This is a genomic window from Acinetobacter sp. ANC_7503, assembly GCF_056780035.1.
Map to the genome: position 1 here is coordinate 107,424 of NZ_JBWYJA010000009.1, position 17,972 is coordinate 125,395.

At 38.6% G+C, this 17,972-nt stretch carries 19 protein-coding genes; 6 read left to right on the top strand and 13 right to left on the bottom strand.

The window, feature by feature from the left end; all coding sequences use genetic code 11:
* Positions 1–69: 69 nt before the first annotated feature.
* The 3 genes from AC1M9M_RS10860 to apbC form a co-directional block, all read right to left on the bottom strand.
* Entirely contained in the window at positions 70–663 is a 594-nt protein-coding gene (locus AC1M9M_RS10860; RefSeq protein WP_035269555.1) for a LysE family translocator, read from the bottom strand.
* A 272-nt stretch (positions 664–935) separates the two neighbouring features.
* A complete protein-coding gene (locus AC1M9M_RS10865; protein ID WP_179999384.1) occupies positions 936–1,091 on the bottom strand; it encodes a hypothetical protein in 156 nt (51 codons plus the stop codon).
* Positions 1,092–1,233: 142 nt separating this feature from the next.
* Positions 1,234–2,517, bottom strand: coding sequence for an iron-sulfur cluster carrier protein ApbC (apbC, locus tag AC1M9M_RS10870; RefSeq protein WP_481596328.1), 1,284 nt, complete (start codon positions 2,515–2,517; stop codon positions 1,234–1,236).
* A 385-nt stretch (positions 2,518–2,902) separates the two neighbouring features.
* Between apbC and AC1M9M_RS10875 the strand changes: the two genes are divergently transcribed.
* Positions 2,903–3,172, top strand: a complete 270-nt coding sequence (locus AC1M9M_RS10875) for a hypothetical protein (protein ID WP_481596329.1) — start codon at positions 2,903–2,905, stop codon at positions 3,170–3,172.
* 41 nt (positions 3,173–3,213) lie between these two features.
* On the opposite strand, the gene AC1M9M_RS10880 is transcribed toward AC1M9M_RS10875, so the two are convergent.
* Both AC1M9M_RS10880 and AC1M9M_RS10885 read right to left on the bottom strand, forming a co-directional pair.
* Positions 3,214–3,564: a hypothetical protein gene (locus tag AC1M9M_RS10880; protein WP_092766966.1), complete on the bottom strand. Its 351-nt coding sequence runs from the start codon at positions 3,562–3,564 to the stop codon at positions 3,214–3,216.
* Between the two features lie 148 nt (positions 3,565–3,712).
* On the bottom strand, positions 3,713–4,519 hold the full coding sequence (locus tag AC1M9M_RS10885) for a hypothetical protein (protein WP_481596330.1): 807 nt from the start codon (positions 4,517–4,519) through the stop codon (positions 3,713–3,715).
* Between the two features lie 184 nt (positions 4,520–4,703).
* On the opposite strand from AC1M9M_RS10885, the gene metG reads away from it, so the two are divergent.
* Positions 4,704–6,761: a methionine--tRNA ligase gene (gene metG / locus AC1M9M_RS10890; protein ID WP_481596331.1), complete on the top strand. Its 2,058-nt coding sequence runs from the start codon at positions 4,704–4,706 to the stop codon at positions 6,759–6,761.
* Between the two features lie 28 nt (positions 6,762–6,789).
* On the opposite strand, the gene AC1M9M_RS10895 is transcribed toward metG, so the two are convergent.
* Positions 6,790–7,854 carry a hypothetical protein gene (locus AC1M9M_RS10895; protein WP_481596332.1) on the bottom strand — a complete coding sequence of 355 codons (1,065 nt, stop codon included), beginning with the start codon at positions 7,852–7,854 and terminating at the stop codon, positions 6,790–6,792.
* Positions 7,855–7,989: 135 nt separating this feature from the next.
* A complete protein-coding gene (locus tag AC1M9M_RS10900) occupies positions 7,990–9,072 on the bottom strand; it encodes a zinc-dependent alcohol dehydrogenase family protein (protein WP_481596333.1) in 1,083 nt (360 codons plus the stop codon).
* Positions 9,073–9,267: 195 nt separating this feature from the next.
* Between AC1M9M_RS10900 and AC1M9M_RS10905 the strand changes: the two genes are divergently transcribed.
* Both AC1M9M_RS10905 and AC1M9M_RS10910 read left to right on the top strand, forming a co-directional pair.
* On the top strand, positions 9,268–10,236 hold the full coding sequence (locus AC1M9M_RS10905; RefSeq protein ID WP_481596334.1) for an MBL fold metallo-hydrolase: 969 nt from the start codon (positions 9,268–9,270) through the stop codon (positions 10,234–10,236).
* Positions 10,237–10,311: 75 nt separating this feature from the next.
* Positions 10,312–10,668 (top strand): hypothetical protein, encoded by a 357-nt coding sequence (locus tag AC1M9M_RS10910; RefSeq protein ID WP_035267298.1) that lies wholly within the window; start codon positions 10,312–10,314, stop codon positions 10,666–10,668.
* A 61-nt stretch (positions 10,669–10,729) separates the two neighbouring features.
* Here AC1M9M_RS10910 and AC1M9M_RS10915 read toward each other — a convergent pair whose 3' ends face one another.
* The 3 genes from AC1M9M_RS10915 to AC1M9M_RS10925 form a co-directional block, all read right to left on the bottom strand.
* Entirely contained in the window at positions 10,730–11,848 is a 1,119-nt protein-coding gene (locus AC1M9M_RS10915; RefSeq protein ID WP_481596335.1) for a DUF6670 family protein, read from the bottom strand.
* A gap of 133 nt (positions 11,849–11,981) precedes the next feature.
* Positions 11,982–12,605, bottom strand: coding sequence for a LysE family translocator (locus AC1M9M_RS10920; protein ID WP_481596336.1), 624 nt, complete (start codon positions 12,603–12,605; stop codon positions 11,982–11,984).
* Positions 12,606–12,792: 187 nt separating this feature from the next.
* The gene (locus tag AC1M9M_RS10925; RefSeq protein ID WP_481596337.1) at positions 12,793–12,987 is read right to left on the bottom strand and encodes an NF038215 family lipoprotein; all 195 of its coding nucleotides are present in this window, start codon (positions 12,985–12,987) and stop codon (positions 12,793–12,795) included.
* 145 nt (positions 12,988–13,132) lie between these two features.
* On the opposite strand from AC1M9M_RS10925, the gene AC1M9M_RS10930 reads away from it, so the two are divergent.
* Together AC1M9M_RS10930 and AC1M9M_RS10935 are read left to right on the top strand one after the other, a co-directional pair.
* On the top strand, positions 13,133–13,993 hold the full coding sequence (locus tag AC1M9M_RS10930; RefSeq protein ID WP_481596338.1) for a 1-aminocyclopropane-1-carboxylate deaminase/D-cysteine desulfhydrase: 861 nt from the start codon (positions 13,133–13,135) through the stop codon (positions 13,991–13,993).
* A gap of 102 nt (positions 13,994–14,095) precedes the next feature.
* Positions 14,096–15,295, top strand: a complete 1,200-nt coding sequence (locus AC1M9M_RS10935; RefSeq protein WP_481596339.1) for a BaiN/RdsA family NAD(P)/FAD-dependent oxidoreductase — start codon at positions 14,096–14,098, stop codon at positions 15,293–15,295.
* 120 nt (positions 15,296–15,415) lie between these two features.
* Here the strand turns inward: AC1M9M_RS10935 and AC1M9M_RS10940 are convergent, their stop codons facing one another.
* The 3 genes from AC1M9M_RS10940 to AC1M9M_RS10950 all read right to left on the bottom strand — a co-directional run bounded on the left by AC1M9M_RS10940 (position 15,416) and on the right by AC1M9M_RS10950 (position 17,824).
* Positions 15,416–15,625 carry a hypothetical protein gene (locus AC1M9M_RS10940; protein WP_092766956.1) on the bottom strand — a complete coding sequence of 70 codons (210 nt, stop codon included), beginning with the start codon at positions 15,623–15,625 and terminating at the stop codon, positions 15,416–15,418.
* Positions 15,626–15,691: 66 nt separating this feature from the next.
* On the bottom strand, positions 15,692–17,371 hold the full coding sequence (locus AC1M9M_RS10945) for a mechanosensitive ion channel (RefSeq protein WP_481596340.1): 1,680 nt from the start codon (positions 17,369–17,371) through the stop codon (positions 15,692–15,694).
* A 201-nt stretch (positions 17,372–17,572) separates the two neighbouring features.
* Positions 17,573–17,824 carry a hypothetical protein gene (locus tag AC1M9M_RS10950; RefSeq protein ID WP_481596341.1) on the bottom strand — a complete coding sequence of 84 codons (252 nt, stop codon included), beginning with the start codon at positions 17,822–17,824 and terminating at the stop codon, positions 17,573–17,575.
* Between the last annotated feature and the right edge of the window lie 148 nt (positions 17,825–17,972).

The following is a 17,972-nucleotide window of genomic DNA, read 5'->3' on the forward strand; positions in this document are numbered from 1 at the left end:
ACTGAAAACCCCGTCAATGGAAATAACCCACGATTTGTATTCCTATTCAGTCTGCTACGGTGAATCATCTTAAAGACTTAACAATGCCGAATAACTCATTGGAATTGAGAAACTCATCAGGACTAAGGATGCTGTTTTTTGCATATTGGACTGGTTTAACCATTTAATTTTATTATTGGCTAACAGCGACCCAATGAGTGTCCAAATAAAAGCGATGGGTAGGATCAATAAAATAAACATCAACATGTGCGCAATATAATAATCTACACTCACCCAAACAATTGCAGGGAAAATAGCCGAGGCAAAAAGCAAAGCTTTAGGATTGAGTAAAGTTGCACAGAATAATTCAGAAGCCTTGATGGTGGGCTGATTCAACTGATGTTCTACGTTGGCAGTGCGCCATAATTTGATGGCCAGATAGATAATATAGAATGAACTAAATAATTTTAATATCACTGGCAAAATTGGCAAATGAGTGGTGACACGACCAATTAAAAATCCCCATGCAGTGATGGCAATAAGATAACCTAATGCTTCCGCGGGTATTAAGCGAAATGACTTTTTAATACCTACCTGTATGCCTGAAGATGCAAGTAAAGTATTGGTTGGTCCGGGTGTGAATAAAATCGTGGTAACCAACGCAATAAAGAGCCATGAAATCATAGGATGACCTCGCTGATAATGCGCTCAGATTAATCAGGATTATTTCAATTGGCAAAATATTATTTGTGTGAAAATTTCTCAAGAATGAAACACAATTTTTTTTGCAATATTTTTCATCAGGTTAGTTTGTCATTTAAATTATAACTCTGAAGTCACACGATGTAATCGAAATGACAAACATGATGTACTCTTGCAAAAATGCTTATAGCACGTTCTTCATCGATGAAATTCAGCATCACAGTCCATTCACGCTGTGATGCTGAGTTCAAGCATTAATTTGACTGTTGTTCAGCTTCTTGAACCTGAATATTTAAAGATTTCTTTTGGAATTCTTCAGGATAATCAACATAAGGAATAATGGCAGCAGAAGCTGTCGTTGACAGAATGAGAGAAATCATAACCATCTTCATTGCAGTGATTGAACGCATTTCTATACCCATATAACGTGAAATTTCACAAAATATTTTAGGTAGAAAAATTAGAGTAAATAATCCTAAAACGACGAACGGTCAACAAAAAACCTGCCTAAGTCAGACTTAGACAGGTTTAACATCGAGTCTTTTCAAATACTTAGAAAATCCGACTTTGATCTTTTTCAGCTTTAGGCAATGCAGCTGCAATCTTCTGTGCAATTTCAATATAACTATCTGCTGCATCATCACCAATCAATACAGATGGTTTACCTTCATCGGCATGCTCTCGGATTTTCGCATTCAATGGTAAACGTCCAAGTAATGGAATACCGTATTGTTCCGATAACTTATCACCACCACCAGTACCGAAGATTTGCTCTTCATGGCCACAGTTTGAACAAATATGTGTCGACATATTTTCCACCACCCCCATCACAGGAATTTGAACGCGGTTAAACAATTCAATACCTTTGGTCGCATCCATCAATGCGACATTTTGTGGTGTCGTCACGATCACTGCACCGGTCACTGGAATACGTTGTGCCAGAGTTAATTGAATATCCCCTGTTCCTGGTGGCATGTCGATCATTAATACATCAAGATCAGGCCAAAGGGTTTGGTTGAACAGTTGCATCAATGCGCCTGTTGCTTTTGGACCACGCCAAGCCACAGGAGTATTGTGATCTCCTGTCAGATGACCAATCGACAACACTGCCATACCGAAAGCATCCAACGGTACAAAATGTTCTGCCTCGATCATTGGGGTTTTACCGGCATTGCCAAGCATCGTTGGGATACTTGGACCATAGATATCTGCATCCAATACACCTACTTTTAGCCCGAGCTTTTGTAATGCCAAAGCTAAATTGACCGTAGTGGTTGATTTGCCTACACCACCCTTACCTGACGAAACTAAAATCACGTTCTGGATACGTGGATGCTTAGGTACATCACGTTGCTGTGGTGCAGCTTTTTGAATCGGTGCTTCTTCTTGTTGAGGTTGGTAATTCGCATTCGCTTGTTTTACCGCATCTTGGCTTGCAGATGCATCTACAACAGGAGGCAGATTAGATTTTGGGGCATCAGCTTTTTTGCTTGAACAGCTTTCATCTGCTGCATGGTTGTGCCCACAACCACCTTGTTGTTGAGCATGACTGCCTGTTTTTTGCTGAATGACATGCATATTCAGCTCTTTAATCCCACACTTTTCCAAAGCATCAGCAAGTTCATCGTGAATTTGCTGTAACTGATCTTTTTCACTTGGCACGGTATTAATGGTAATTTGCAGTACATCACCTTCAACATTGACCTGTGTGATTCGATCTTTCAAAAAATTGTCAGAATTCGGCAAAACGTAGTGTTGTAATACGTGTTGTACAGCCTCTTCATTCACCTCCTTTGAGGGTGAAAAAACAGATTTGAGTGAAGAAAGCCACGACATACCGTACTCCAAGTCTGGACAGAAACTGATAAAGGAATAGTTTAACGAGAAATATCAACAAGGTTAAGCAACAATATATTGATCCCCGTTTGATTAGAAATATGTTAGTCGAATTCCAACTAAATTAGTCACCTTTTTTATTATTTTTATTGGCGTATTGCGAATGCTGTCATTGTTACAGGCTATAAACTTGATTTCACTGTTAAACGCCTTGATTCATGTTGCAAGTGATTCATGCTTTCAACAAATAGCAACACAATAGAGAATTTTTCAAATTAAAATTGAAAAGAATATAAAACCAAGATAACACTTCGATATGTCTTTAAAACAAAGAAATCTGAAACTTAAATTAAAAACACGCTCAATAACTGCCTTAATGAGCACAATGCTGCTTCTACCAATTTTAGGCTATGCCGCCAATGAATCCCGAAGTTTTCGTACTCCTTCTGGACAAATCATCAGCTTAGGTGACTCTTATGCAAAATTAAGCTCACACATGAAGCAGACGCCGACTTCAACACAAAATTATGAATGGAAAGAAGGAAAAAATCGTTTTATGGCGTATAGCTATACCTACGAATTTCATGATCTGATTTACACCTTTACTGTGGTGAATAATGAAATTAGAAAAATCGAATGGATTAGAAAAAATTAAAAAATAAAGCTCATCTGATGATGAGCTTTTTTGTGATCAATTTACTTTTTCAGTTGATCAATTTTCTCTGATGCTTTTGCTTTAAGATCCGCAAATTTTTCACTCGCTTGATCTTTCAGGTCATGCAATTTATCTGCTGCTTGCTCTTTTAAATCTACAGCTTTATGTTTTAAATCATCTAAAGTTGAATGCGCTTCAGAAGAATTTTGCTGCGTATCATGTTTAAGATCATTCAGTTTTTTTTCACCTTCAAGCTTGGCTTCTGCTGCACCATGCTTCACTTGATCCAATGCTTTCTCGCCTTTCAGCTCAGCTTCTTTCGCCTTCAATTTCAGATCATCGCCGAGTTCTGAAGCTTTGTTTTTTAAGTCATCAATTTTATTATTCGACATCTTCAATCCTCTTTATCGCTTTGATAGTGAATCTTAGTTATATCGAAGATTTGCAGTGCTCATCGTAAATGTTTCGAATCACTACAATTTCTCACATGATGATGTAGAACAACAATACGCTGTAACTTTTGATTTGAAAATGATGAATTTAGGAGCGAATACTCGACATAAAGTTCAATGCAGAAAACAACCAAATAAATAAAATAAAGCTTCGTGCTTGTGTGAAATGCTCGACATCCGTGCCATGCAAAATATTATGACGTGTCGCAGTCACATTCGAGCTTGAATCCATTTTATAAGCCGCGAGTTCTGCAAAGTATGGATTAAGCTCAATGGCAATCTTGGATTTATGCCAAAGGCTCTTAATTTCATTGCCTTTTAGACCTGGCACAATTTTGTAGACATCGACAAACTTGGTGCCGTTTTGTTTTAAGAATGCTTGTTGAATCAGTACATCTGTCAACAGCCCTTCCAACTGTGCATAGAGTAAAGGCACACAACCTGCATAACAGCCGAGTTTATACATTTTAAAAGCTTCGATAATCACAGGACGACGCAAGGCTTTATTCTGCTCATCGATCTGCATAGCATCGAAAGCGGTCAACACATCTTTTTGAAAAGCTTCCTTGTTAATAACATCAAGTAAGTTAAAACTTTGCACATCTTCATAAGCATGAATTTGTTGCCAAAAGTGCATCAGGTTTAACGCATCATTGGCAACTTTCGAACCGACAGGTTGATCCAACTGATCGGCAAGCACATTAAAATATTCATCTTGCTGGGCAAGTTCACGTAAATGATTGACTAAAAGTGTATGTTCGCCTTGTGAGATTTGATCAAGATAATCCTGTGCCTGATTAAGAATTTGCTTACCCAGAGTTGGTAAGCCCTGCACATTCAATTTGATGCGTTTTACAGGTTGCTCATCTTCATAATCATCAAAATCGTCATACATGGTCAAACACTCAGGTGAATAGCAGGATATCTATTATCCCTGATAAGTCTGTAACAAAGTAGCCTTTCCACGTGCTCTAACTTTGTTAATAAATAAGAATTCATCAAAAGGCTCATGCAAGTCTCGCCTATCTCATGTAAAATTATCGCCCATTGCATAAAATACGAATGAGAGAGTCAGATCCGTGCGTAATATCTTAGTCACTAACGCCCTTCCATACGCCAATGGCCCGATCCATATGGGTCACTTACTCGGTTATATCCAAGCAGATATTTGGGTACGTGCGATGCGTGCAATGGGTCATAACGTGACTTATGTCTGCGCGGACGATGCTCACGGCACAGCAATTATGCTACGTGCTGAAGCCAACGGTATTACTCCAGAACAGCAAATTGCCAATGTACAAAAAGAACATGAGCGTGACTTTGCCGGCTTCAAGGTTGATTTCGATCATTACGATTCAACCAACAGCGCTGAAAACCAAGCTCGCGCTTCTGAGATTTATATTAAGAACCGTGAAGCAGGCAATATTGCGGTGCGCCCTGTAACGCAATTGTTTGACCCTGAAAAAGGCATGTTCTTATCAGACCGTTTTATTAAAGGCACCTGCCCGAAATGTAAAGCGGAAGATCAATACGGCGACTCATGCGAAGTCTGCGGCACAACCTACAACGCAACTGAATTACTCAATCCAAAATCAACTTTGAGCGGTGCGACTCCTGTTGAGAAATCTTCAGATCACTACTTCTTTAAACTACCTAACTTTGGTGAATACCTACAAAAATGGACACGTGACGAAGGTCGTTTACCTGTGTCGATTGCCAACAAGTTAGATGAATGGTTTGAAGCAGGTTTGTCGGATTGGGATATTTCTCGTGATGCGCCTTACTTCGGTTTTGAAATCCCTGATGCTCCAAACAAATACTTCTATGTTTGGGTGGATGCGCCAATCGGCTATATGTCGAGCTTTGAAAATTACATCAAAACTAAACGTCCTGACTTAAGCTTTGATGACTATTGGAAAAAAGATTCTAAAAATGAGGTGTATCACTTCATTGGTAAAGACATCGTGTATTTCCACGCATTGTTCTGGCCTGCAATGCTTGAAGGTGCCAACTACCGTACACCGACAAGCCTATTCGTAAACGGTTTCTTGACTGTAAATGGTCAGAAGATGTCTAAATCTCGTGGTACGTTCATTAAAGCGGAAACGTATTTAGAGCATTTAAACCCTGAATATTTACGTTATTACTTTGCATCTAAATTGTCTGATAAAGTTGAAGACTCTGATTTGAATCTTGATGATTTTGTTCAGAAAGTAAATTCTGATTTAGTCGGTAAAGTGGTAAACATCGCAAGCCGTTGTGCCAAGTTTATCAACACGAAATTTGATAACAAGCTTTCTGCAACGTGTGCAGAGCCTGAGTTGGTTCAAAGCTTTATTGATGCAGGTGATTCAATTGCGCAAGCATACGAATCACGTGAATTCTCAACTGCCATTCGTGATATCATGGCGCTTGCAGATAAAGCCAACCAATACATCGATGAGAAAAAGCCTTGGGCTTTAGCGAAGATTGAAGGTGAAGAACAACAAGTTCATGATGTGTGTTCAGTGGGTATTAACCTATTCCGTCAATTGGCGGTGTACCTTGCGCCTGTATTGCCAACATTGGCAGAACAAGTTCAAGCGTTCTTACAGCTTGACAGCTTCAACTTTGAATCTCGTAAGCAAATCTTGGTTGCACATGAAATTGCATTGTTCCAACCATTGATGCAACGTGTTGATCCGAAAGCGGTTGCTGCCATGGTGGATGCATCTAAAGATTCTTTAACTGCCCCTGCTGAAGCACCAAAAGCTGAAAAGAAAAAAGAAAAAGCCAAAGAGAAAAAAGCTGAACCGAAAGTGGGTGAAGCTGAAATTATTGGCATCGAAGACTTTATGAAAGTTGACCTGCGTGTGGCTGAAGTTTTAGAAGCCGCTCACGTTGAAGGTTCGGATAAACTTCTTCAATTGACTTTAAATGTTGGTGAAGCTGAGCCACGCAACGTATTCAGCGGTATTCGTGAGTTCTATAAGCCTGAAGACCTTAAAGGCAAATTGGTGGTGATGGTGGCAAACCTTGCACCACGTAAGATGCGTTTTGGCATTTCTAACGGTATGGTACTCGCTGCGGGTAATGGCGACGGCGTTTGGGTGATTTCACCTGAAACTGGTGCTAAACCGGGTGATAAAGTGTCTTAATTTTTTAGATTAAGATGATAAAAAGCCTCTACATCGTAGGGGCTTTTTTGAATAATGGTATTTCTATAACCTCTGTTGGAATATTTAAGTATTCGTAAATAGCTCTGCTTTTATTCCCTAATCGTTCATCATTAGTTATGAAATAATGGCAATAACTTGCATAAGCAACATGTGAAATATCTCTATCAGATGCAGTGAACTTCTTTTCGTTTTTTACTTTCTTTTCTGGCATATAACCAATTAGATTTAATATAGTATAAATAGAGTGAATTTTTTCAAAATCAGTTAATTTTCTATTAGAATCATTAAGATCTGAGCTGATTTGACAAAAATAATCAAATGTTATTTTTTCTAAAGCATCATTATTACTTTGAATATATCTCCAAATTTTTTCTATAACATTAGGAGATTCTATTTCTTTTATCTTATCAATATTTATCCCTAATTGCTTTCTAAATGCTAGATGCGCATCTGTTTCAGCATTAGCTTCTGCTAATTTTTCTGTTGTAAAAATTACCGCTTCTTCAAAATTAGGCATTTGGGATTTTAAAATTTGTAATTCACCTTCTTTTTCTTTTATAAAATAGTTAATAATGGGATCACTAGTACCTAACTTCTCTAAATCATGTAACTGCCTTTCCAAATCATTTAACAACTCATTTTGATTACTAATTTGTTTAACCTTTAATTGATCAAAATCTTTAACTCCCCCATATAACGCAAATAGGTTCATTTTTCCTTCGTGTATTAATTCATCGTATTGTCTATTTTCTAAAAATAATTGATAGTGATGAAATGCTGAATTTGATGATCCTCTTATAGCATCTAATGGTTTCCAATTTTGATCTATCTGCATAGAAATATGATGAGCATTTATATCCATCAAAAGTTGTAAAAAAGATTTTGTATAATCTATATTTTTTAATCCTGACACATGAATTTCTTGCAAAGTAATATCAGAATATACGACTTGAACTTTTGATAAGAACCCCTCAATGAAACTTTTATCCTTATCATCTGCTTTTAAAAAGGCATCTAAAATATTTTGATCTAAATACGCTAGAGGTTTTCCTGAATATTTCAGTTCGCTCATACAATGTTCCTATTGGTTAATTGTACATTTTATAAGCCATAAAGATTTTAAACAATGTCGTTAGATTCCCCCCATTCCTGTAAAAGTCAAAAAGCCTCTAATTAATAGAGGCTTCTTATTAAAGTTCAAAAAGGCTCAATCCACTTCAATCATCACTTTCATGGCATTTTCATCAGCAGCATGTTTAAACACGTCATATGCCTTTTCAAACTCATCAAATTTAAAATGATGCGTTGCTAGTTTTTCTAACGGTAACTTACCTGAACAACAGGTTTTAAGCAGCATACCTGTAGTATTAGCGTTCACAAGCCCTGTGGTAATGGTCAGGTTTTTAATCCAAAGCTTGTTTAGCTCAAAATTCACCGATTTACCATGCACGCCTACGTTGGCAATATGTCCACCCTCTTTAACCACGTTTTGACAAATATTCCATGTAGCTTCAATCCCTACGGCTTCCATGGCACAGTCCACACCACGACCATCAGTTAACTCTAAAATGCGTTTTACCGCATCTTCTTTACCTGAGTTAATGGTGTGGGTTGCACCTAGCTCTTTGGCTAAGGCAAGGCGATTATCGTCCATATCGACTGCAATAATTTGCGAAGGTGAATAGAACTGTGAGGTTAACAAGCAACCCATACCAATTGGACCTGTACCGACAATTGCAATCACATCACCTGGTTTTACATCACCATATTGCACACCAATTTCATGTGCTGTTGGCAATACATCAGAAAGGAAAACAGCAACTTCTTCATTTAAGCTTTCAGGCAGTGGATACAGTGAGGTATCTGCAAATGGGGTACGTACATATTCGGCATGTGTACCATCAATCATATAACCCATAATCCAACCGCCTTCATTACGGCAATGAGCATATAACTGCTTTTGGCAGTTTTCACAGGTACCACAACGGCTGACACAAGAGATAATGACACGGTCACCTTTTTTAAAGTTTTTTACAGCACTGCCTACCTCTTCAACAATACCAATGCCTTCGTGCCCTAAAATACGACCATTAAAACTGCCTGTTTTTTGTTTTGCAGTTTCTTCAATTTCAGGGTTTTTACCTTTCCAAATCCCTAGATCTGTCCCACAAATCGTGGTTTTCACAATTTTAATTACAGCATCTGTGGGATCAATCACTTGTGGTTTTGGACGCTCTTCAAAACGAATATCATTTTCACCATAATAGACAACTGCACGCATCGTCGACATTTTTATTTCCTTATTTTCATTTCACCAATTGTGTTTCTATCTAGCCATGAGTTCGTCCCGCTTGTGTGCTAATCATGTTTCATTGATTAGTCTTTTTATAATTCACCTATGCGATTTATTGCTGTAAAAGCTGCAATGAAAACAATAAAAAATTGTGCTAAAAATAAAATATCGACCTGATGACTATAAATAGCGATGAAACTTATAAAATACACTTGTCTAGCACTATCTCTATCCACCATTTCTTTTGGTATTCAGGCTACTGAATCAACAGTACAACCTCAAAAACAAGTTGCGGGCTACTACCATCACCAAATCGGCAATACCCAAATCACAGCCCTACTCGATGGTACAAACTACCTTAATCCATCCATGTTTAAAGGCTTAAGCGACAGTGAAAAAACTGCGATTTTAAAGAAATATGCTGCGGTCAATGACAAAGGCATCCAAACCTCAGTCAACGCCTTTCTCATCAATACAGGCAACCAACTGCTGATGGTCGACAGCGGTGCTGCTAGCTGCTTTGGCACACACTTAGGTTCAATCTATAACAACCTCAAAGCATCGGGCTATCAGCCTACGCAAGTGAATGGTATTTTCCTCACTCACTTACACCCTGACCATGTTTGCGGTATCTCAAACAACGGCGTAGCGAATTATCCAAACGCCACCCTGCATATTGCCAAAACTGAATACGATTACTGGATGAGTCCAAATACCGTTAAAAAACTACCAAAAGAGAAACAAGCTGGTTTCCTAGGTACAGTCGAAAAAATCAAAGCAGCTCTTACACCGTATGAAAAAGCCAAAAAGATTAAAGTCTTTTCAGATAAATCTTTACGCTTTGGCGATGTCGAATTTAAACCTTCTTTTGGACATACACCGGGACATTACAGTTTTAAACTGAAAACTGATGGTCAGGACGTGGTATTTATTGGTGACATCGTACATTCACATACCTTGCAGTTCGACAAACCTGAAACAGCAATTGAGTTTGATCTAGACCCACAAACGGCAATACAAACTCGCTTAAAACATTTTGCTGAATATGCCAAAGATGGACAGTTGATTGCAGCACCGCATTTACCCTTCCCGGGGCTTGGGCACATTTATTCCAAAGATGGACAAAGCTACCAATGGATACCGGTTCACTTTAAAGATTAAACTAAGGTCACGTAATGGTTGAAATTTCAAGTATTTTTATTTAAAGTTCCCTCGCTTAAAAACGGGGGTAAACTAATGAAAAAATTATTAATTTCAATTATCGCAGCAACTTCAGTATTGGCGACAGGCTGTTCAGTTCGTATGGCTGATATGACAGTTGCTTCAACTAAAAACTACAATCTTAACTCAAATCAGTTTGTGAAAGGTGAACGTGTAACAGGTGAAGATAAGGTCCCAGTTGTCTTGTTCCCTTTAGGGGTTCCAAACTTTAAAACTGCTGTAGATCGTGCTATTGAAAAAAACCGTTGCGCTGTGGCTCTTTCTGATGTGGTGATCACTCAATTGAATCAAGCATTCATTGTTGGTCAAATTGGTTATCGTGTAGAAGGTACACAAGTAATTGACCGTTCACAGCCTGAATGTAAGAAATAAGATTTTAAAAAGCCTCTAATACGTTTAGAGGCTTTTTTTAAGGGCGTATTTAAATCAAAAATTAGGTGTCTAAATTTACGTTCTGTCTTCGGTCGATATATTCAACATAACCTCGCCCCTTACGTTCAGTTCCATTCAGCAAACCACTCCACTGATAAGAACTTACATAACCTGCGGCTAAACCATAACAATATTCCGTATCTGCCACCGCAAGAATATCTAACACTTTCTCACCTTGATGATGTGCAATCCATCTAAAAGACTGAGGCACCTCCATTTCAAAACCGTCAGGTGTTATTTTCGGATCAGGCTTTAATGCAATCACTTGAAAAGCAACCTCACCATCATATTGGATAGAGGTACCATCAATATGGCGATAAGACACGGCGGTATAAGTCGGTTCACCTGCAAAACCGATATAGGCCAAGACCAATTGTGACTCATCATCTATGTTGATGACTTGATAACTAAAACTGTCTAACGGCACCAATCCTGTGGTCGGTTTAATGGGACTCGGCAACATTGAGCTTGAGACTGCTTTCCAATGTTCCAGTGTACATAGTCCTTTAACTTCAACACGTTTTCCATGTTGGGTCAAATGACCGTCATATTGCATCAATACACTAAAGTGCTGATATAACATGCTATGTGCAAACCACGTAATGGCAGGCGTTGGGGTTAACCAAAGATCAACTTGCAGATCATCACGTTCAGATACTAGATGATAACTCCCTTCAATTTCAGCAAGGAAAGATTCTCGACCAAACTCAACCTTAAATGGCTTTTGATGGAATACAATTTCGTCTTGAATATTATAAATGCGAAAGGCTTCTTCATCTGTCGATAAGGCTGTTCCATGGACCAAAGTAGCGGTATTTTCAGGACTCAGACCCGATATCGACTTGGGTAAATGCGTTATCTTTGCACCGACATCACCAATGACAGAAGCATAGGACAGATATCGAAAAGGCTCAGGCAAATCTGGAATCATAATTCCATAATGCGTACTCGCGAATTGACGATGAAAAACATGGGCGTCTAAATTATATTCGCGTGGTAACAGTGCTTGTTCTTCTGGCTCTACTGCACCCAAAAGGTTTTTGGCCATTTGACCCAATTGATAGTAGAACTTTTGTTGTAGACTTTTATTTTTTGAATGACTACTGAGGAGAGAATACATAACAAACTCACAAACAATGAGAGATGTTTACACCCTAAACAACCTCTCCTCAGTTCTTTATAGCTGATCAGGACTGGCAAATGTGAATTCAGGTCAGATCATAAAAATTGTTAGACAATATTAAAAATGTGATCTACCTCACACCAAAAATCAACTTCAATCCGAGTACAGACATCACAATGCCCGCACCACGATCAAATACTTTCTTAAATTTTAAATACACCGCACGTGGCTTTTCTGCTGATAAAGCAACCGCCACCAACGAGCACCAACCAGCATCGATAAAAAAGCACAGCATTGGTAACACAAAGTAAAAATACAACGGAATCTCTTTGGGTAATAAAGCTGTGAAAATACTGGCAAGTACAATGGCAATTTTAGGATTCGACAATTGAGTAATTAAGCCTGTGGTAAATGCACGTCGTAAACTCATCGGATGCGATGCAGAATGATCAGCTTCGATTGGATCTTTGGCATGTTTAATGATTTTATAAGCCAAAAACAATAAATATAATCCACCGCAGATTTTCAAAGCCAAATATGCTGAAGGCACTGCAAGTAAGAATGCCTGTAAACCTAATACTGCCAATAAACCAAAAATTGCAGCACCGAGACCAGTTCCCAGTGCAGTAAATAAACCATGTTTACGCGAAATAGCGATTGAATTTTTAGCGACATAGATTGAAGTCGGCCCCGGACTCATTGCGCCCAGTAAAAGTGCTGCTGCAATCGAACCTAAAATCCAAATTGATTCCACATTAATTCCATAGTAGATGATTGATTTATCGCGTTATTCTACTTGGAAGCCTTATGAATATTTCCCTAATTATTTGAGTGATTTTTTTAAATATTAAAATTATTCACTATTTATTTCATTATTTTTAGCGAATTAGTTTACTGTATAAATTAAATACAATTGATTTTATAAAAATAGCCAAGTCATGCTAATCATCATCTGACAGTGCTTCATTATATGCAGTTTCGTGCGGAGACAGACGATAGTCCCATTCTTGTACAGGTACGCCAGCAATAATCATACTTCGTGCTTCAGTTTTTGGTTTGTTTAGAAAATCCTGCTCACAGCCTAAGGCCGTTAAAACAAACAAACCCAATAATAAAATGGATAGAGATTGCTTCATGCCACCCTCCCAAAATTCCGTTTTCTTTCAGATTAGCACTTCTGATTATTTTTTAAACATATTTTTTTCACTGTTTTTCAATTTCTCCGAGTAAGAGCTAAGATTCGAAATCCGCTATACTGTTAAAAAACCAAATGCTCGCACTATGTTTGATACGATTGCCCAACAGGTTCAAGATCAGGAAATTTCTTTAAATGGTTTAAACATCACAGTTCGCCGTTTAGACCAAATTCATCCACATATCTCTGGAAATAAGTTTTATAAACTGAAATACAATTTTATTGAGGCAAAACGTCAAGGCTTTCAAAATGTAATGACCTTTGGTGGGGCTTATTCAAATCATATTGCCGCCACAGCGTTTGCTGCGCATCAATTTGGCTTTCAGTCTATTGGGATCATTCGTGGTGAAGAACTCAAAAACTCAGCCCGCAATCACACCCTCGCCACCGCAGAACGTTTTGGTATGGCGCTGCATTTTATCTCACGAGAAGCATATCGACACAAAAATGATCCTGAGTTTTTAGCTCACTTAGCGCAACGCTTTCCTGAAAGTTATTTAATTCCAGAAGGTGGCACCAACTCGCTTGCCATTCAGGGCACTCAACAAATTTTAAAAGATGCTGATCAGACCTTTGACTTCATTTGTTGTGCTGTCGGAACAGGCGGTACGATTTCAGGATTGATTGAGCGCAGTTTAAACCGTCAAAGAATTATTGGATTTTCTGCATTAAAAGGCAATTTTCTGAATGATGAAGTAAAACTACTGACGGGTAAAAACAACTGGCATATCACTGATGATTATTGCTTCGGAGGCTATGCCAAAACTCGACCTGAACTGATTCAATTTATTGAAAAGTTTGAATATGAATACCGTATTCCACTTGAACAAGTCTATACAGGAAAAATGATGTTTGGCATTCATGATCTTATACAACAAAACTATTTCCCCAAAAACGCTAAAGTTTTAGTCATTCATTCGGGCGGGCTTCAAGGTCGAACGATTTAGTTGATCTTGCTTCTGCTTCTGTTCGCTTGAATTAATCCGATAATGCTCAGTTCATCTTAATTTACCGTTATAATTGCGCTGTTTCGTTTTTTGATTATTTTCATGTCTTCCAAGCAATACGATGTTTTAGTAATAGGTGCGGGTGCATCTGGTTTAATGACCGCATATATGGCTGCTCAACGTGGGCGTCGTGTCGTGGTGGTTGAAAAAGCCAATAAAGTAGGGAAAAAAATTCTCATGTCAGGTGGCGGTAAATGTAACTTTACCAATCTGTATGTTGAGCCTGACAACTATATTTCACATAACCCGCATTTTGTTATCTCAGCACTCACTCGTTATACCAATTGGGATTTCATTGGCTTGGTCTGCGAATATGGCATTGAATACGAAGAACGTAAACACGGTCAGCTCTTTACCCTCAACGGCGCGAAAGAAATCTTAGCCATGTTACTTGCTGAATGTGACAAAACTGGTCTAGTCGACATCAAAACCAGTTGCGAGGTGAAAGCCGTCAATGCCCTTGAGGAGCACGGTTTTCAAGTAGCAACCAATTTAGGTTATTTTGAAGTTGAATCTGTCGTGGTCGCATCTGGTGGTCTCTCAATTCCGACGCTTGGAGGCTCAGGCATTGGCTATGAGATTGCTAAACAATTTGGACACTATGTTTATCCGACTCGTGCAGGTCTAGTCCCCTTTACTTTTTCTGATGGTTTCAAAGAAGTGACGACACGACTCAGTGGCAATGCTGTTGAAGCGACATTAAGCAATCATCTCAATAGCTTTACTGAAGCACTCTTGTTTACGCACCGTGGTTTAAGTGGTCCAAGTTCTTTACAGCTCTCAAACTATTGGGATGTGGGTCAAAGTTTTAAAGTCGACTTTTTACCGAGTCTTGATCTCTTGGATTTTTTTAAAACTAGAAAACAAAATCAACCTAAAGTGTTACTCCGCACCTTACTCGCTGAACACTTACCCAAGAGTGTCGTAGTTGAATTGCAACAGTTGATTTGGATGGATCAAGCTGAAATATCAATCGGGAATATCAGTGATGAGAAGCTAGAGGCGATTGCCCAGCGTCTTCATGCATTTGAAGTTAAGCCTTCTGGTACTGAAGGTTACCGTACGGCTGAGGTGACTTTAGGTGGAGTTGATACCGCTGAAGTTTCCTCAAAAACAATGGAAAGTAAAAAGCAAAAAGGGCTTTTCTTCGTCGGAGAAATACTCGATGTAACTGGCCATTTAGGTGGATTTAACTTTCAATGGGCTTGGTCATCTGCACATGCTGCATCTGAGTATGTCTAATTAACAACGAGTATTGTTCATTTTTTCATTAAAGGGGGCATCCTTTGCCCTCTTTGACTATCATCCCTATTGATCAATTGAATGCTTCATTATTCATTTATCTTTTCTAAATGCAGCAATTTATGAGGGTCTTTGGGCGTTGGTATCAGTTGAATCAAGCATTTGTGTGGTTGGATCTGTTACTGCATCATCAATAGATGGTGTATTGAGTCTGTTGTTTTCAGTAGCTTTTGAATTTGCAAAAACAAAGCGGTAAGCGCTTGCTAAAAAACCCACGGTGATACCCGCAATCACTATTGGGGCGAATAATTTATTAAATTTCTTACTCATAATTTTTACTCTTTTTCATGAGGATCAGCCAAACCATGCTGACTGATCCCGACACAAATTTACATGTTATTTAGGGTCATTTTTTGATGGTATATTTTGATCCGACTCTCCTGTAGATCCATAAGGATTATTCAATGTTTGAGTTGGTGCCTCTACATCAATTTGCGTGGGTGGAATGTCTTCGTCTTGATATTCTTCCGCAACAGTTGAAGCATCCATTTGCTCAGTAAGTGGTGGAGTGACTTGTTCAGGCTGATTTGGTCTTGGCTTATTCGCGTCAGATTTCGCTTTATCGATTAAGTCAGTCAACAATCGCTCTGCAGGTTGGCGACCACCTAGACCAAAAGCAAGCGCAAAAGCGACAGCAACCGCTCCAAGTGTTAATCCAAAGGCTAAGTTTACGATTGAGTCAGCGATTCCCATTGCACGCAAGCCCATTGCCACGACTAAACCAATGATCAGTACTCGGACAAGATTCGCTAACCAATGTGCGCTATTGGTCTCACCACGCTTCACCACATTGGCAACAAGATTTGCTAACCAGAAACCAATGACGAGGATAACTGCACCTAAAAGTACATTCGCTCCGAAATAAATGAACATCGCAATCAAATCACTAATTTGATCGAAGCCCAAACGATTCGCAGCTTCAGACACCGCAAAGAGCATGGTGAAGAATACAATCAAATGACCGACAACTTTTGATATTTTGGTTTGACCCAAAAAGCGTTGCATATCGAGCTTTTGAGGAATGTTATCAATACCTGTCCCAGCGATTACTTCAACCACAAGATTAGATACGAAACGTGAGACCACATAAGCAATGATCAGGATTAAACCTGCTGCGATGATATGCGGAATTGCATTCATAATTTCATACAACATTGCTGTTGCTGGTTGTGAAATCGCGTCTACACCCAAAGCCTCAAACGCAATAATCAGTGAAGTAATGATTACTAAGGCAAATACAAATGATCCTAATAGCTTAGGCAGATTGGAATTTTTAAAAATTCCGATTTTTTCAGCTTGCTGTTGAACATTCAAACTTGAAAGTAGTCCTTCGACAATACCGCGTACAATTTTTGCCAAAATGTAACCAACAAATAAAATCACACCTGCCATAAAGATATTCGGCAAGTATGCAACGGCTTCAGTCACCATATTCTGAACTGGATATAACAAACCATTTAAGCCCAAAATAGACAGCACGATCGGTAAGAACAGCAATAAAATGAGCCAGTAAACAATTTCACTGATATTTTGGCTAAATGAGCTCACACCAACGTCTTGACTGAGCTTTTCATCCAATTGTGTACGACTGAGTAGTCGAGTTAATCCAACTTTGACCAAATTTGCTACGATCCACCCAATAAAACCAACTGCTACTGCAGCCAATAATTGTGGGATAAATAGTAAGAATTGTTGAACCATATTACTAAACGGACCACTCACACTGGTCAGGTTTAAAACGTTGAGTGAACCGATAACAGCAATAATGAGGATCAGCCAGAAAACGACTCTGGAGATGATATTTTCTATATTTGAGCGATGTCCTGTCGCGTTACTCAATTTTTGATTGGTATTTAATTTTGCAAGTACCTTCTTAACCCCTGCGGCAACGATTAAAGCGATGATCCATCCTATGAGTAAAATGGCCACTGCAGCAATAATTGGTTGGAATTGCTCCCAATAATACATTGCATCAAAGCCCCCATTTCGAGTGAAGCCGTTATATTCATCATTCATTGGTTACGCCTCTTCTTATGTTAAGTGTTCTGAATTACGATTGATTTAATTCTTTTCCCTAGATCATTTTTCGATCGCGTCATCACACCATAAATTTCGAATATTTTTTAATCAACTCAAAGCATCATAAATACAACACATTGTTGCAAATCAAGAAAAAACCCAGCCTAAGCTGGGTTTAAACATGAAAAGTGTAGTGGTTTATTGATCGTTTGCGACCGCAGTAACGGTATTATCCACTGCTGAATCTGTTGCCGTTGCTGTATCTGCATTATCTTGAGTTGCAGGAATACTCGTATCAGCAGGAATTTGACCTGGTGTTGGTTCACGATCAGCGAGCATATAGAAAATGAAGGCTGCTAAAAAAATACCAACGATAATCAGAATATACACTGGGATCTTACTTTTCTTCTTTTGATCATTATGGGTCGGATGATTGGATTGATCTACCATGATGCCCCTCTTATGTATTTTGATGATTTTTTATACTAGCAATCTATCATGTTGTTTTGTGTGAAAAAACATTATCAATTCGTACTGATCAAAGCACATGAGCTGTGATGCAAAATAGAGTATAATATGCACCCTCCTCATTTTTATT

Excerpts from the sequence above, each read along its gene's own strand:
- AC1M9M_RS10935 (WP_481596339.1), top strand. The coding sequence starts at position 14,096 with ATGTCTTCCAAGCAATACGATGTTTTAGTAATAGGTGCGGGTGCATCT.
- AC1M9M_RS10910 (WP_035267298.1), top strand. The coding sequence starts at position 10,312 with ATGAAAAAATTATTAATTTCAATTATCGCAGCAACTTCAGTATTGGCG.
- AC1M9M_RS10950 (WP_481596341.1), bottom strand. The coding sequence starts at position 17,824 with ATGGTAGATCAATCCAATCATCCGACCCATAATGATCAAAAGAAGAAA.
- AC1M9M_RS10895 (WP_481596332.1), bottom strand. The coding sequence starts at position 7,854 with ATGAGCGAACTGAAATATTCAGGAAAACCTCTAGCGTATTTAGATCAA.
- apbC (WP_481596328.1), bottom strand. The coding sequence starts at position 2,517 with ATGTCGTGGCTTTCTTCACTCAAATCTGTTTTTTCACCCTCAAAGGAG.
- AC1M9M_RS10925 (WP_481596337.1), bottom strand. The coding sequence starts at position 12,987 with ATGAAGCAATCTCTATCCATTTTATTATTGGGTTTGTTTGTTTTAACG.
- AC1M9M_RS10880 (WP_092766966.1), bottom strand. The coding sequence starts at position 3,564 with ATGTCGAATAATAAAATTGATGACTTAAAAAACAAAGCTTCAGAACTC.
- AC1M9M_RS10865 (WP_179999384.1), bottom strand. The coding sequence starts at position 1,091 with ATGCGTTCAATCACTGCAATGAAGATGGTTATGATTTCTCTCATTCTG.
- AC1M9M_RS10885 (WP_481596330.1), bottom strand. The coding sequence starts at position 4,519 with ATGTATGACGATTTTGATGATTATGAAGATGAGCAACCTGTAAAACGC.
- AC1M9M_RS10860 (WP_035269555.1), bottom strand. The coding sequence starts at position 663 with ATGATTTCATGGCTCTTTATTGCGTTGGTTACCACGATTTTATTCACA.
- AC1M9M_RS10915 (WP_481596335.1), bottom strand. The coding sequence starts at position 11,848 with ATGTATTCTCTCCTCAGTAGTCATTCAAAAAATAAAAGTCTACAACAA.
- AC1M9M_RS10930 (WP_481596338.1), top strand. The coding sequence starts at position 13,133 with ATGTTTGATACGATTGCCCAACAGGTTCAAGATCAGGAAATTTCTTTA.
- AC1M9M_RS10905 (WP_481596334.1), top strand. The coding sequence starts at position 9,268 with ATGAAACTTATAAAATACACTTGTCTAGCACTATCTCTATCCACCATT.
- AC1M9M_RS10875 (WP_481596329.1), top strand. The coding sequence starts at position 2,903 with ATGCTGCTTCTACCAATTTTAGGCTATGCCGCCAATGAATCCCGAAGT.
- AC1M9M_RS10945 (WP_481596340.1), bottom strand. The coding sequence starts at position 17,371 with ATGAATGATGAATATAACGGCTTCACTCGAAATGGGGGCTTTGATGCA.
- AC1M9M_RS10900 (WP_481596333.1), bottom strand. The coding sequence starts at position 9,072 with ATGTCGACGATGCGTGCAGTTGTCTATTATGGTGAAAATGATATTCGT.
- AC1M9M_RS10940 (WP_092766956.1), bottom strand. The coding sequence starts at position 15,625 with ATGAGTAAGAAATTTAATAAATTATTCGCCCCAATAGTGATTGCGGGT.